Here is a 14229-nt window from a genome sequence, read left to right on the forward strand (position 1 = left end):
AACACTGTGGGAGCGGCGGTGCGGCGATCCGACTTGCCCGCGAAGGCGTCGGCACAATCAACATTGAAGTTGGATGTGCCGGCCTTTTCGCGGGCAAGTCGGATCGCCGCACCGCTGCTCCCACAGGGAGAGTGTATTTAGCGGTTCAGCAGTTGCAGGCGTTCGCGGATCGAAGCTTCGATCCCGGCCTCGTCCAGCCCGCACTCGGCCAGCATCTGCGCAGGCTTGGCGTGTTCGACGTAGAGGTCCGGCAAGCCCAGGTGCAGCACCGACTTGAGGATGTTCTCGCGCGCCAGGAATTCACTGACCGCGGCACCGGCACCGCCCATGATCGCGTTTTCTTCGATGGTCACCAGCAGCTCATGGCTGGCGGCGATGTCACGAACCAGCGCTTCATCCAGCGGTTTGACGAAACGCATGTCGACCACGGTCGCATCCAGCGTCTCGGCGACTTTCAGCGCCTCGGCCAGTTGCACGCCGAACACCAGCAGGGCGGCTTTGTTGCCCTGACGACGAACGATGCCTTTGCCGATTTCGATCGGTTGCAGGTCCTTCTCGATGGGCGCGTTCGGCCCCGAACCGCGCGGATAGCGCACTGCCGCCGGGCCGTTGTAGAGGTGGCCGGTGGTGAGCATTTTACGCAATTCGTTTTCGTCGCTCGGGGTCATCACCAGCATGCCGGGGATGCAGCGCAGGAACGACAGGTCGAAGCTGCCGGCGTGCGTCGGGCCGTCTTCGCCCACCAGACCGGCGCGGTCGATGGCGAACAGCACGTCGAGGTTTTGCACCGCGACGTCATGGATCAATTGGTCGTAGCCGCGTTGCAGGAAGGTCGAGTAAATCGCCACCACCGGTTTCGCGCCTTCGCAGGCCATGCCGGCGGCGAGGGTTACTGCGTGTTGTTCGGCAATCGCCACGTCGAAGTAGCGCAGCGGGAATCGTTCGCTGAACGCCACCAGGTCCGAGCCTTCTTTCATCGCCGGGGTGATGCCGACCAGGCGTGGATCGGACGCGGCCATGTCGCACAGCCATTCGCCAAAGACCGCCGAATACTTCGGCCCGCCGGCTTTCTTCGGCGCGGCGGCCGGTGCGTCCAGCGGTTCGAGTTTGGTGATGGCGTGGTAACCGATCGGGTCGACTTCAGCGGGGGCGAAGCCTTTGCCTTTCTTGGTGACGACGTGCAGGAACTGCGGGCCCTTGAGGTCGCGCATGTTGCGCAACGTGGCGATCAGGGTCGGCAGGTCGTGGCCATCGATCGGGCCGATGTAGTTCCAGCCCAGCTCTTCGAACAGCGTGCCGGGTACCAGCATGCCTTTTGCGTATTCTTCGGTGCGACGGGCGATTTCCCAGGCGCCTGGAAGACGCGAGAGAACTTTTTTGCTGCCCTCACGCATGCTCGCATAAGTGCGGCTGGAAAGAATTTTCGCCAGGTAGTTCGACAGCCCGCCGACGTTGCGCGAGATCGACATGTCGTTGTCGTTGAGGATCACCAGCATGTTGGCGTCCACTTCCGGCGCATGGTTCAGCGCCTCGAACGCCATGCCGGCGGTCAACGCGCCGTCGCCAATCACTGCAATCGCCTTGCGATCGCTGTTTTGCAGACGGGCGGCAATCGCCATGCCCAGTGCAGCGCTGATCGAGGTGCTGGAGTGGCCGACGCCAAAGGTGTCGTACTCGCTCTCGGAACGACGCGGGAAGGCGGCGACGCCATCCTTCTGGCGCAGGGTGCCCATGCGCTCGCGACGGCCGGTGAGGATTTTGTGCGGATAAGCCTGATGACCCACGTCCCACACCAACCGGTCGTCCGGGGTGTCAAAGACGTAATGCAGCGCGATGGTCAGCTCGATGACGCCCAGGCCGGCGCCGAAATGCCCGCCGGTCTGACCGACCGTGTAGAGCAATTCCAGGCGCAACTCATCGGCCAGGGTTTCCAGCTCGGCTTCGCCTAACCGGCGCAGGCCGTCCGGCGTGTTGGCGCGGTCGAGCAGGGGCGTGGTCGGGCGTTTGCGGGGAATCTCATGAAACGTCGTGGGCATCAGGCGAATCGTTATAGGTATAAAAGATGCGGCAGTTTACCTGATGCTTCGCCCCCTGCCCACGCGTTGGTCTTAACTTGGCCGATACGCTGTCAGCTACGCCGTTCGACGATGTAGCGGGCCAGATCGCGCAAGGGCTCGGCGGCCGCGTCAAACGGTCGCAGCGCGTGCAGGGCCTGGTCGCGCAGTTCCAGCGCGTAGGCCTTGGCCGCGTCAAGACCGAGCAGCGCCGGGTAGGTCGGCTTGTCGCGAGCGATGTCAGCGCCCTGGCGCTTGCCGAGGGTTTCGGTATCGCTTTCGACGTCGAGAATGTCGTCCTGGACCTGAAACGCCAGGCCGATGGCTTGTGCATACGTTTGCAGCGCTTTGAGTTCGTCCTTCTCGGCGCGGCCGCTGGCCAGGGCGCCGAGTTTGACGCTGACTTCGATCAGCGCGCCGGTCTTGTGCCGGTGCATGTACTCAAGGGCTTTTTGATCGAGCTTGAGGCCAACCGAGCCGAGGTCGATGGCTTGACCGCCGACCATGCCCGCCGGGCCTGCCGCGACGGCCAGTGCGCTGACCATCTGCAGGCGGATCTCGGCGTCAGCTTCGTTCAGGTGCGGGGCAAGCAGGGCGCTGAAGGCCAGGCTCTGCAAGCCGTCGCCAGCGAGGATGGCGCAGGCTTCATCGAATTTCTTGTGCGTGGTCGGCTGGCCGCGACGCAGATCGTCATCGTCCATGGCCGGCAAATCGTCGTGCACCAGAGAATACGCGTGGATCAGCTCCACCGCGCAGGCCGCACCGTTGGCTTGCTCGGCCTTGCCACCCAATGCTTCGCAGGCGGCATAGGCCAGCAGCGGGCGTACGCGTTTGCCGCCATTCATCACGCTATAGCGCATGGCTTCATAGAGGCGGGCGAGTTCAGGGCCTGGCGCGTTGAACAGGGTTTCCAGGGCCGCGTTGACCCGGGCCTGGCTGGTCGCAGAGTACGCTGCAATCATTCTGGCTGATCCGCGTCGAAGGGTTCCTCGGCCAACTCGCCATCACGCTCGAGCAGCACTTGAACCTTTTGCTCGGCCTGGGCCAGCGCCGCCTGGCAATCGCGAGTCAGACCGATGCCTTGCTCGAAAGCCGTCAGCGAGTCTTCCAGCGACAATTCGCCGTTCTCCAGACGCTCCACCAGCGTTTGCAGGTCAGCGAGAGATTGTTCGAAATCCAGTGCAGCTTTTTTGCGGGCCATGGCGGCTATTTCCGGTTGACGTTAAACCGGCGCGACACTAGCAGACATGGGGGTTATGGGCAAATGAGCAGGGCAGTTCTGCCACAGTGCCGGCGGCAACCGTTTCAACTGCGACGCATCCTTTGTAGCAGCTGGCGAAGCCTGCGTTCGGCTGCGCAGCAGTCGTAAAATAAGCGCTCGCGGAGTATCAGACATACGGTGCAAACAGGATTGACGACTGCTACGCAGCCGAGCCCAGGCTTCGCCAGCTGCTACGTGATTGTGGGACGGCTCAACTTAGCGACTTATTCGGCTCATTTTGTGAGCCGAATAACACCGCTATTCGGCTCACGTCCCTGAAAGTTCGTGATTCGCGCAGCAAACCCATATGTATCCGATTGTTAAAAATCCGCCAAATGGCTACTCTTCGCGCCTTCTACGACCCAATAGTCACGGGTCTTTTTGACGAAACGCAGTATTTGGATCTGTAACGCGCCGAGGATCGGGCGCAAGGTTTCGTTATGCATGGCAGGAGGCGTCACATGCGTTCACTTCTTTTGCTGCTGATAGGGCTGGTCTGCGCGAGCGCGGCCTTGGCCGAGCCTGCGGCCGTGCTGTCGGAGCCGGTCGGTGGCTGGCGCTTCAACGGCCTGCTCGACCGCAGCGAAAATCCTCAAGTCGCCTACCCCACGCCACCCATCGACCGAGGGGTGCAGCGCAATCGCACGATGATCGAAGGCCAGCTCAAGGCCTTGGGCACTCAGCGCGGGCCGCACACGTTGGCGGTCAATGGCAATCCTTTGAATCTGTACACCGACGAGCAGGGGCGGTTTGCCCGGCCGTATGCGTTCGGCGCCGGTTCCAACAGCGTCGAAGTGCGCAGTGCCAAAGGTCAGTCGCTCAAGCGCGTTCAATTCTATGAAGCCAACAACCTGCGCACCCCGGCACGGATTCGTGTGGTGTTGGGTTGGGATGATCCGAAAGCCGAACTCGACCTGCACATTGTCACCCCCGACGGTCAGCATGCGTTCTGGGCTCATCCGGCATTGACCAATGGCGGCGGCCTGGACCCGGACGGTGTCGACGGCCCCGGTCCGGAAATGTTCACCATGACCGCGCCGCTGCGTGGCACCTATCTGGTTTACGTGAACTATTGGGGCAACTTCGGCAACGGCGGCTATAACTTCGATGAGACCAGCAACCAGAACGAGGTGATTACCTCGCAGATCAACCTGGTGCTCAACGAAAACACCGTCGACGAAAAACGCGAGACCTTCATCGTGCCCCTGCGGGCCATCGGTGACCTGCTGCTGGTCAAGACTTTCAACTATTAAGCATCCCGCTCCACGGATGAATTGCTGAACTTTGGGAACATGAGCGTAAACATGAGCGAAAAGACTGTTTCCCCGGCCGCTGAAACGCCTGCTGCCAAAACTCCTCGCCGCTGGCCGGCGCTGCTGGTCGGGCTGTGCCTGGTGGCGGGCGTGGCGGGCGGTCTGGGCTGGTTCATGCACAAACCCAAGTTGCCGGTGGCGGCGCTGGCCAGTGACAAACTGGGCATGAGTCGGCCGGACGGCCTGCTCGAAACCCGCTCCTTGAGCCAATTGCCCAAGGACTTGCTGGCGGTGCCGTTCCTCAAGGAAACCCTGACCGAAGATTTCGTCTTCTATTACGAAGCGCATGCGGATCGCCTGGGGTTAATCGGCAGCCTGCGGCGGATAATCTACGAGCATGACCTCAAATTGCAGGACAGCCTGATCGAGCAACTGTTCGATCAACCGGCCGACGTGGCGCTGTGGCGCGGGGCGGATGGCCGGCTCAAGGATTTCCTGCTGGTGATGGATCGCGGCGGTCTGGCCAAGGTGCTGGAACCGCTGGCCAAAGTGGCGCTGGACGATGCGCAACTGACAACGCTTGGCGAGGTGAAAGTCGGCACCGACGAGGTGGCGCTGTACCAGCTCACCTACAACAACAGCAAAGCGCTGGTGTTCGCCTCCCATGGCGACAAACTGGTGGTGCTGTCCAATCCCGCCAAACTCTATGACCCGGCCAATGGTCCGAGTGAAGAGCCGGGCAGTGTCTCGACCCTGGCGCTGGCGGCATTGCTCAATGGCGACAAACTGTTCCCGGAGGCGTTCGGCCTGCCACCGCGCGCACCGGAAGTGAAGCAACGCCTGTCGGTCAATTCCAGCGTCCTGGCCATGGGGTATCAGCGCTTCATCCCGAACTTCGCCGGCGTCCGTTTCGACATGGACGACAAGGGCTGGCACAGCTTCCTCGCCCTGGATGAACTGGAGGATCAGCCGGACTTCGACTTCAAGCCGATCTGGCAAGCCATGCCGATGGGCGCCAGTGCCTGCGTGGCTTTGCCGCTCGCCGCCGAACAACAGAAACCGTTGCTGGTGAAACTCGGCGCCGAAGAACCGGTGGCCGAGGCCCTGACCGAACACATGGCCGGCGCGGCGGGCCTGTGCTGGTACGCCGATTCTCGTCTCTACACACCGTTGCTGGTGGCCAGCCTGAACGACAAGGGCAGCGCTAAACTCGATGCGGACCTGGGCACTTTGTTCGGCTCGATGGTCGGTGCCTTTGAACCCAACGTTGAAGAACACGCCTTCCCGGTGGTCGAGAAACAGACCGACCAAACTCATCAATGGCTGCGTCAGGTCAGCTCCAACTTCGGTCCTTATAAAGCCAAGGAGGCGCAAGACCCGGAAGCGATCTCCGGCAAGGCTTTCATGAAAGTCAGCCTCGCGCGTCACGGCTCGACGCTGCTGTTCTCCCTCGACGACAAACTCGTCGACAAGGCCCTCGGCACCCTCGACAAGCGCTTCCCGCCGATGGCCGACGTGGTGCCCAAAGACCTGCTGATGCCGATGTACTTCGGTCCGGATTCCATGGCGCAACTGATGCAACAGGAAACCCTCGACAGCCTGCCGCAAGACATGGAGCCGGTGTTTTACAACGCCGCGCAAACCTACCTGATCCCGAAACTGCGCAAGCTCGGTGGTTATGGCAAGTACGCCCTGACCTTGCCTGAAGGCAGCGAGCCCGACGGCCACTGGCAATGGCTGCCGCTGGAGTGGAAAGCCCTGTGACCGCACTCATCCGAGGCCTCGGCTTGCTGGCGATGTTGCTGGGCAGTCGCGCCTTTGCCACTGAGGCGGCGCCGCTGGACCCGCAGCAGTCCCAGGTGTTTCGCGCCTGGTTTGTGCGCATCGCCCAGGAGCAACTGACCCAAGGCCCAAGCCCGCGCTGGTATCAGCAGGACTGTGCCGGGCTGGTGCGTTTCGCGGCCAACGAAGCGCTGAAAGTCCACGACGATAAATGGCTGCGCAGCAACGGCTTGTCCAATCGCTATCTGCCGCCAGAGCTGCAATTGAGCGAGGCCCAGCGCGGCCTCGCCCAGCAATGGCAGCAGGGCGGTGGCAAGGTCGGGCCGTACGTCAACGCGATCAAACTGATTCAGTTCAACAGTCATCTGGTGGGCCGTGACGTGGCGCAAGCCCGGCCCGGCGACCTGATGTTTTTCGATCAGGGCGACGACCAGCACCTGATGATCTGGATGGGCCGCTACATCGCCTATCACACCGGCACCACCACCCCCACTGACAACGGCATGCGTTCGGCAAGCCTGCAGCAACTCATGACATGGAAGGACACCCGATGGATACCCGACGCAGCCAACCCCAACTTCATCGGCGTCTATCGACTGAACTTTCTCTCCCAATGACCGGTGCCCGCATGCTGCGTTTTCTGCCTCTACTGTTGGTATTAGTGCTGCCTTTTTCGGCGGTCAATGCCGAAGACACCGTCGAGCCGAGCGGCTATACGCCGGTGGCCGGCGAAAGCTTTTTCCTGCTGGCCGACAGCAGTTTCGCCAGTGACGAACAGGCCATGGTGCGCCTCGAAGCGCCGGGCCGCGATTACCGTCGGTTCCGCATGGAGCCTTATGGCGGTGCCGACATTCGTGTGTACCGCATCGACAAACCGCTGGACTTTCTCAAGCGCCAAAAGAACCTGCACCGCGTGGTCAGCGACGGCCAGTTCAAGGGTGAAGGCCTGTCGAATACCCTCGCGTACCTGTGGGACAACTGGTACCGAAAATCCCGTCGCGTGATGCAACGGGCGTTCTCCTACGAGTCGCGTCAACAGGTCACCGAGGAAGTGCCGGAACTGAAGATGGGCAATGCGATGTCGACGCCAACGCCCTACGACGCTCAGCCACAATTCGCCTTGATTCCCGGCCTGCCGGTGGTCAGTCAATTCCGCTATCCGCTGTGGCAAGCCAAACCGATCCAGCCACCGACCGGGGTGAACCTAGCCGGCTCTTCCAGTGAGTTCGTCAGCGTTGCACCGGGCAATGTGTACATCCCGTTGGGCAACCTGAAACCGGGTCTGTATCTGGTGGAAGCGTTGATCGGCAAATACCGTGCGACGACCATGGTGTTTGTCTCGAACACCGTGGCCGTGAGCAAGATCGCCGGTGATGAACTGCTGGTCTGGGCCGCGCGCAAACATGAAGGCAGTTCGGTGCCCAAGGTCAATGTGCTGTGGACCGATGGCCTCGGCGTAATGAGCAGCGGCGCCACCGATGCCGATGGTTTGCTGCGCCTGAAACACGTCAGCCCCGAGCGTTCGTTCGTGATTGGCGAGGACGAAGAGGGCGGGGTGTTTGTCTCCGAGAACTTCTACTACGACAGCGAAATCTACGACACTAAACTCTACGCCTTCACCGACCGGCCGCTGTATCGGCCGGGGGATTGGGTGTCGCTGAAAATCGTCGGGCGCGAGTTCAAGAATGCCCGGGATTCAGTGGCACCGAGCGCTGCCGACGTCAACGTGACCGTGCTCGATGCCACTGGCACGGCGCTGCAATCGCTGGCGCTGAAACTCGATTCCAAGTCCGGCACACAAGGTCGCTTCCAGGTGCCGGACAACGCGGTGGCGGGCGGTTATGAGCTGCGTTTCAGCTACAAGGACCAGGCCTACAGCAGTGCGTTCCGGGTCGCCGAATACATCAAGCCGCACTTCGAGATTTCGTTGAACCTGGCCAAACAGGATTACCGCACCGGCGAACCGGTCAAGGGCAGCCTGGTGTTGTTGTACCCGGACGGCAAACCGGTGGCCAATGCCAAATTGAGCCTGAGCCTGCGTGCCCAGCAATTGTCGATGGTCGACAACGAGTTGCAATACCTCGGGCAATTCCCGGTTGAGTTGACCAGCACCGAACTGACCACCGACGCCAAGGGCAACGCGACCCTCGACCTGCCGGCCGCCGAGAAGCCGAGCCGCTACATGCTCACCGTTTTCGCCAGCGATGGCGCTGCGTATCGGGTCAAGACCACCAAGGAAATCCTCATCGACCGTGGTGCGGCAAGTTTCAGCCTGAGTGCGCCGCGTCGCTTCAGCGCGGTAGGCGACAAGGTTGCTTTCAGCTACGTCAATGAAGGCGCCAACGAGCAGAGCAAAGCGGTGACGCCGAGCAGCTACAGCTGGGTGCGTCTGGAGGACCAGACCACTGGCGAGGGCAAACTCGCGGCCACCGATAAAAGCTTCACTCTGGCCTTCGACCGTCCGGGCACTTACAACCTGACGTTGAAGGATGAGCATGGCCGCGTGATTGGCGCGACCGGTCATTCGGTCACCGGCGACGGCGTCAAAGCCGTGCCGGGCACCGTGGAAATCGTCCTCGATAAACCCGAGTACAAGGCCGGCGACGAAGCCCTGGCATTGATCACGTTCCCGGAGCCGATCAGCGATGCGCTGCTGTCACTGGAGCGCGACAAGGTCGAGGCCACGGCGTTGCTGTCCAAGGGCGGTGACTGGTTGAAGATGGAAAAACTCAGCGACACCCAGTACCGCGCGCGCATCCCGGTGAAGGACAGTTTTGCGCCGAACCTGACCTTCTCCGTGCTGTACACCAAGGGCGGCCAGTACAGCTTCCAGAACGCCGGCATCAAAGTGATTGCACCGCAAATCGACGTGGCCATCGCCACCGATAAAGAGACGTATCAGCCCGGCGATACCGTGTCGGTCGACCTGACCACGCAGTTCGCCGGCAAGCCGATTCCGGCGCACCTGACCGTCAGCGTGGTCGACGAAATGGTCTACGCGCTGCAACCGGAAGTCGCGCCGACCATCGACCAGTTCTTCTATCACCCGCGTCGTAACAACGTGCGCACCAGCGCCAGCCTGTCGTTCATCAGCTACGACGTTGCACTGCCGGGCAGCCCGGGCGCACCGGGCAAAGCCAACCGCAGTGAGCGCGGGGTGAAAGTGCTGGAGCGGCCGCGTCGTGAAGACGTCGATACCGCCGCGTGGCAGCCGGAACTGCTGACCGATGCCAACGGCAAAACCCGCTTCACCTTCAAGATGCCGGACTCGCTGACTCGCTGGCGCATTACCGCCCGGGCCATCGCCGATGACGGTCAGGTCGGGCAGAAGAAACAGTTCGTGCGCTCGGAAAAACCGCTGTATCTGAAGTGGAGCGGCCCGACCAAATTCCGTAGCGGCGACCAGCCTTCGCTCGGTGTTTTCGCCTTCAGCCAGGCAGAAAAGCCGGTCAAGGCTGAGCTGGTGATTCACTTCGCAGGCACCGAACAACGCGTGYCGGTGACGCTGAACAACGGCATCAACTACATCGCACTGCCCGCGTTCGCCTTGGCTAACGGTGAGTGGACCGCTGAGCTGGTACAGGACGGCAAAACCGCCGACGCTTTGGCTGTGCGTCTGACCGCGACCGGCGAAGGTTGGCAGGTCACACAAAGCCAAAGCCTGGACGTGGCCAGTGGCGATACGCCGCTGACATTGCCGGCAGACGCCAGCGACATTCGCCTGCGTCTGGATGACAGCCCGCAAGCGCTGTTCCGTTCGGCGCTGGATGATCTGTTGAGCTACCCGTACGGTGGCGTCGAACAGACGTCCAGCCAGTTGTTGCCGCTGAGCATCGCTTACCCGACCTTGTCGTCGAATCCGCAAATCCGTGATCGCTTGCGTTTGATCATGCAGAACAGCCGTCTGCGTCTGGTGCAAATGGCCGGGCCATCCGCGAGCTTCACCTGGTGGGGCATGGACGGTGAGCCGGATGCGTTCCTGACGGCGTACGCTTACTACGCCGACTGGCACGCCAGCAAGGCGCTGGAATTGAGCCTGCCGCCGGAGCATTGGCAGCGGGTGCTGGAGGTTTACGCCAAGCAAGCCAAGAACACGCCGCTGTTGCAGCGCGCGCTGATCCTGTCGTTCGCCAAACAAATGCAATTGCCGGTGAACACCTTGCTCAGCGGCTTGATGGACGATCTGGCGAAAGCCGGCGAGGGCAATGCCGCCAACCTGATGGAGGACGGCGAAGACAGCCTCGTCATGAGTGATCCGGATTCGGCGCTGGGCCTGGCCGCAGCACGTACCTTGACCGCCTCGTTGGCCAAGCAGTCGAAGGTCGCTCTGCCGGACGCGTTCAATCGGCAACTGGCGGCTGCGCAGCAACGGTTGGCGGTCAGTTCCCAGCCATTTGCCGAAGCGCTGAACCTGTCGCTGCAAGCCTTCGATCAGGCTCACGCGACAGCGCTGTTGCAACGGTTGCTGCCACAGCAATCGACGCTGGAGCGCGCCCTGGCGCTGACCTGGTTGCAACGCAGCATCGAGCAGGCGTCGCCGACCATCGCCCTGGCACCGGGCGAAGGCTGGAAGAAAAACTACGGTGATACCGGTGAGATGTACTGGACGTGGCAGGGCGCTACGCCTGTGCCGGCGGTGTTGTCGTTGAGTGGGGAGCAAGAGCGTCCCTTGCGTGCCGCGCTGAGCTTCCAGACCAGGCAACCTGCGGTTGATCCGATGGCCGTGACCATCACCCGTCGCCTGTCGCGTCTGGTGCCGGGTGACGAAGCCTTCACCTTCAAACTCGAAGCGGTCGGCTCCCAGCCGTTGTCCAGTGACAGTCTGTACCTGGACGAAGTCATCGTTACCAGCAAAGCCGCCAAACCGCTGCGTTACGGCATGCTCGAAGTGCCGTTGCCGCCGGGTGCCGATGTAGAGCGCACGACGTGGGGCATCAAGCTGATGGGCAAGGCGGGTACCGAACCGACTTCGCTGGAAAAAGCGCGTTTTGAACCGGGGCAAATGGCCTATGCCATTCCGGTGGATGCCTTGAGCGGTGAGTTGCGCCTGCGGCATCTGGTGCGTTTCTCGCAGAAAGGCCAGTTCAACCTGCCGCCGGTGCGTTTCACTCAGGTCTACGCGCCGCAACATCAAGCGCAGGAGCAGAAACCGGCCCTGGGCCAGGTCACGGTCAACTGACATGACCCGACCTCTGGTCTGGTTACTGCTGTGTTTGATCCCTGCGCTGGCGACAGCGCAGGACGAACCATTGCGGCTGGGCTTTAACGGTGAATTGCTGTCGCTGAGCCGGACTCAGGTGATAGCCCGCGAGCCCATGCCCGCTGATTTTCAAGCGCCGCTGGGCAGTCTGTGGAAGTTGTTCGTTTATGGCTGGCTGGTGGATACCGGCGCCCATGAATCGCCTTATGAGTGTCGCGGCCAGTCGAAGGACGAAGTTTATTGCTGCACGGCCGGCGGAAAAATTGAGCGCGATCAGGCGTTGGTCAAATCCTGCGGCTTGTACTTTGAGCCGGCGCGTCTGGGCATTGTTTCTGCTGATTGGCGCCAGTATTGGCAAAACCGACAAGCACCGGAGTGGCTACTGGACTTGCCATCGTTAAAGCCTTCCACGCGAGTTTCCGTCGCTGAATTGCTCAAGGTGCTGGCCGTGATGCCGGCGCAGGATCAGGCGCGGCGAGTGTTGCTGGACGTGGTGCTCAATGCCGCTGATGGCAATGTCGTGGGGGAACTCGGGGGCCGCTTGCGGGTGAAAACCTGGAGCTGGTTGGGCGATCAGGACCCGTCGTCGCGTCAGGGCGGGTTTGCCGGTTGGACCGCTGCTGGCGCGCCGATCTGGGCCGGTGGGCGCGGGACCAGTCAAATGGTGCTGCGCCATTACGGTCAGGCGTTGTCGTCGGTGTTGCCGGTTGATTGGCCCCTGGAGGCGGGGCGCTGCGTTGAAGTCGGGCTATTTTCTCGCTACCCGATCGGGCGTGTTCTGGCGGGAGATCGTGTTGTTGATTCGGGGCCATTGCAGGGCGACTATCGCGTTGAATTCAGCAACGGCAACCAACTCGATATTCACAGCGACGGCGAACTGTTTCTGCTCAAGGACAAGCTCGTCGCCCGTCTGGATCGTGAAGAGTACGTCGCTCGTGTCCTTCAGCGTGAAGCCAAACCGGAACCCGTCGAAGCCGCCAAAGCCCTGGCCATCGCCATCCGCACTTACCTGCTGCAAAACGCCAGCCGCAGCGGCGACTGCCTGAGCATCGACGACAGCAGCAGTCGTCAACGCGTCGCCCCGCGCCCGGCCACCGCCGAGTCGCGGCACATCGCCGCCTGGACCAGCGATCTGGTGCTGGCCGGCAGCACCGTCACCTACCACTCCGACCAACCCGGTCCGGACAAACTCTCCTGGACACACGCCGTCGAACAAGCCAACGCCGGCCAACGCTTCGACGCCATTTTGCTGCACGCCTACCCACGCGCCAGTCTCAGCCGCTGGGACAACCCCGTCGCCTCCTGCGAAGCGCTGCCCGCCGCGCAAGACTGGCTGCAAAAGCAGCGTCGCGGCTGGCGCCTGCGCCTCGAAAGCGAAGTCGGCTACAACGAAGTCAGCACCTTCGCCGTCTGTCGCCTGGCCTTCGGCCGGCCCTATGTCGACCGCGAACGCCAGCGCATTTACGTGCGCGGCGTGCTGTCGCTGCAAGACCGCCTCGACCTGACTCACGAATACTTGCACCTGGCCTTCGAAGCACACCCCAACGGCCAGGATGAAACCTACATCGAAGGGCTCGCCCGCCACCTCTTGCTGGAATAGGCCATGAAACTCCGTTATCCACAGGTCCTCCTGTTCCTTTGTTCTTTTGGCGTACTGCCGACGATTTTCGCGGCCGCCGTCAACCTTGACACTCCCGTCGGAGGTTGGCGCACAGGCGCTGTTGAAGGCGAAGGTGAAAACTTCCGCCAGACCGTCAACTATCCCGCTTCGTCGGTGAACACCCCCGTAGGCCAGGCCAACACCGCGCGCATCAGCGGCCAGATCAAAGCCACGCCCAAGTCTGCGGAGCCTGGCCGATTGATCGTCAATGGCGTGAGCATGCCGCTGAAAATCGACCCGACGGGCCGCTTCGATCGCCCGTTCTCGTTTCCGAACGGCAGCAACAGCGTTGAAGTGCGCAGCCCTGATGGGCAGCAGCGGCATCGCACGCAGTTTCTCAATGCCAGTGGTGGCGCAACACCGGCCAAGTTGCGGGTGTTGTTGTCGTGGGACAGCGACGGCACCGACCTGGACTTGCACCTCATCACCCCGGATGGCGCGCACATCTGGTACGGCGACCGAGTTGCGCCGAATGGTGCGGCGCTGGATGTTGACGTGACGACGGGGTATGGGCCTGAGATCTTTGCCATGCCGGCGCCGATCAAGGGGCAGTATCTGGTGTATGTGAATTACTTTGGCGGCGGGTATCGCAGTGATGAAGAGGGGGAAGAAGATGCGGTTCAGCCGCTGACGACTGCGCAGGTGACGGTGATTACGGAGGAGGGGACGCCGAGCGAGAAGATGGAGACGTTTCTGGTGCCGATGCGGGCGGTGGGGGAGTTGACGTTGGTGAAGTCGTTTAGTTATCCGTGAGGGGGTAATTGAGCATTGCATAGCGTCCTTGGTAGGGGGTGTCAGAAATTTTGTGTTCGGGCATAACATGAGTAAGAGGTGCATGTATGCCAACCAAGAAGAAACCCGCGTTGCGAGAGCTGCCGAAAATCCCGAAAGAGCTGCTCGAGCAATTCACTGATGGACCGATGACAGCGGAAGCCATTGAGGACGCCTCTGCGGCGTTCAAGAAGGCTTTGATCGAGCGAGCCCTGAGTGCTGAGCTCGGCCACCACCTGGGCTATCCG

At 61.8% G+C, this 14229-nt stretch carries 9 protein-coding genes and 1 pseudogene; 7 read left to right on the plus strand and 3 right to left on the minus strand.

All coding sequences use genetic code 11. The features are described from left to right. Nucleotides 1-137: 137 nt before the first annotated feature. From dxs to AC1D2P_RS22840, 3 genes are all read right to left on the minus strand, one after another. Nucleotides 138-2036, minus strand: a complete 1899-nt coding sequence (gene dxs / locus AC1D2P_RS22830) for a 1-deoxy-D-xylulose-5-phosphate synthase (RefSeq protein WP_109787337.1) — start codon at nt 2034-2036, stop codon at nt 138-140. A gap of 92 nt (nt 2037-2128) precedes the next feature. Continuing rightward, nucleotides 2129-3016, minus strand: coding sequence for a (2E,6E)-farnesyl diphosphate synthase (gene ispA, locus AC1D2P_RS22835; RefSeq protein ID WP_077431191.1), 888 nt, complete (start codon nt 3014-3016; stop codon nt 2129-2131). Next, entirely contained in the window at nt 3013-3255 is a 243-nt protein-coding gene (locus AC1D2P_RS22840; RefSeq protein ID WP_007894317.1) for an exodeoxyribonuclease VII small subunit, read from the minus strand. The genes ispA and AC1D2P_RS22840 overlap by 4 nt, the downstream gene beginning before the upstream one ends. A gap of 521 nt (nt 3256-3776) precedes the next feature. Here AC1D2P_RS22840 and AC1D2P_RS22845 point away from each other — a divergent pair. The 7 genes and pseudogenes from AC1D2P_RS22845 to AC1D2P_RS22875 all read left to right on the plus strand — a co-directional run. Beyond that, nucleotides 3777-4568: a YfaP family protein gene (locus AC1D2P_RS22845; protein ID WP_477758366.1), complete on the plus strand. Its 792-nt coding sequence runs from the start codon at nt 3777-3779 to the stop codon at nt 4566-4568. Nucleotides 4569-4619: 51 nt separating this feature from the next. Continuing rightward, nucleotides 4620-6332: a DUF2138 domain-containing protein gene (locus AC1D2P_RS22850; RefSeq protein WP_046028766.1), complete on the plus strand. Its 1713-nt coding sequence runs from the start codon at nt 4620-4622 to the stop codon at nt 6330-6332. Next, a complete protein-coding gene (locus tag AC1D2P_RS22855; protein WP_046028765.1) occupies nt 6302-6967 on the plus strand; it encodes a DUF1175 domain-containing protein in 666 nt (221 codons plus the stop codon). Before AC1D2P_RS22850 ends, AC1D2P_RS22855 begins: the two co-directional genes overlap by 31 nt. After that, nucleotides 6964-11529 carry an alpha-2-macroglobulin family protein gene (locus tag AC1D2P_RS22860; protein WP_477811606.1) on the plus strand — a complete coding sequence of 1522 codons (4566 nt, stop codon included), beginning with the start codon at nt 6964-6966 and terminating at the stop codon, nt 11527-11529. The genes AC1D2P_RS22855 and AC1D2P_RS22860 overlap by 4 nt, the downstream gene beginning before the upstream one ends. 1 nt (nt 11530) lies before the next feature. Continuing rightward, entirely contained in the window at nt 11531-13150 is a 1620-nt protein-coding gene (locus AC1D2P_RS22865) for a DUF2300 domain-containing protein (protein ID WP_109787340.1), read from the plus strand. 3 nt (nt 13151-13153) lie between these two features. Then, complete coding sequence (locus AC1D2P_RS22870) at nt 13154-13963, plus strand: YfaP family protein (RefSeq protein ID WP_223525618.1); 810 nt, start codon at nt 13154-13156, stop codon at nt 13961-13963. 86 nt (nt 13964-14049) lie between these two features. Further along, nucleotides 14050-14229: pseudogene (locus AC1D2P_RS22875) on the plus strand (IS256 family transposase); the annotation flags it as partial.

This window comes from Pseudomonas sp. P1_F1_2 (assembly GCF_056405815.1).

What these genes read in the sequence shown, in the direction of transcription:
- dxs (WP_109787337.1), bottom strand. Translation starts at nt 2,036, where the DNA reads ATGCCCACGACGTTTCATGAGATTCCCCGCAAACGCCCGACCACGCCC.
- AC1D2P_RS22850 (WP_046028766.1), top strand. Translation starts at nt 4,620, where the DNA reads ATGAGCGAAAAGACTGTTTCCCCGGCCGCTGAAACGCCTGCTGCCAAA.
- AC1D2P_RS22870 (WP_223525618.1), top strand. Translation starts at nt 13,154, where the DNA reads ATGAAACTCCGTTATCCACAGGTCCTCCTGTTCCTTTGTTCTTTTGGC.
- AC1D2P_RS22855 (WP_046028765.1), top strand. Translation starts at nt 6,302, where the DNA reads ATGGCTGCCGCTGGAGTGGAAAGCCCTGTGACCGCACTCATCCGAGGC.
- ispA (WP_077431191.1), bottom strand. Translation starts at nt 3,016, where the DNA reads ATGATTGCAGCGTACTCTGCGACCAGCCAGGCCCGGGTCAACGCGGCC.
- AC1D2P_RS22865 (WP_109787340.1), top strand. Translation starts at nt 11,531, where the DNA reads ATGACCCGACCTCTGGTCTGGTTACTGCTGTGTTTGATCCCTGCGCTG.
- AC1D2P_RS22840 (WP_007894317.1), bottom strand. Translation starts at nt 3,255, where the DNA reads ATGGCCCGCAAAAAAGCTGCACTGGATTTCGAACAATCTCTCGCTGAC.
- AC1D2P_RS22845 (WP_477758366.1), top strand. Translation starts at nt 3,777, where the DNA reads ATGCGTTCACTTCTTTTGCTGCTGATAGGGCTGGTCTGCGCGAGCGCG.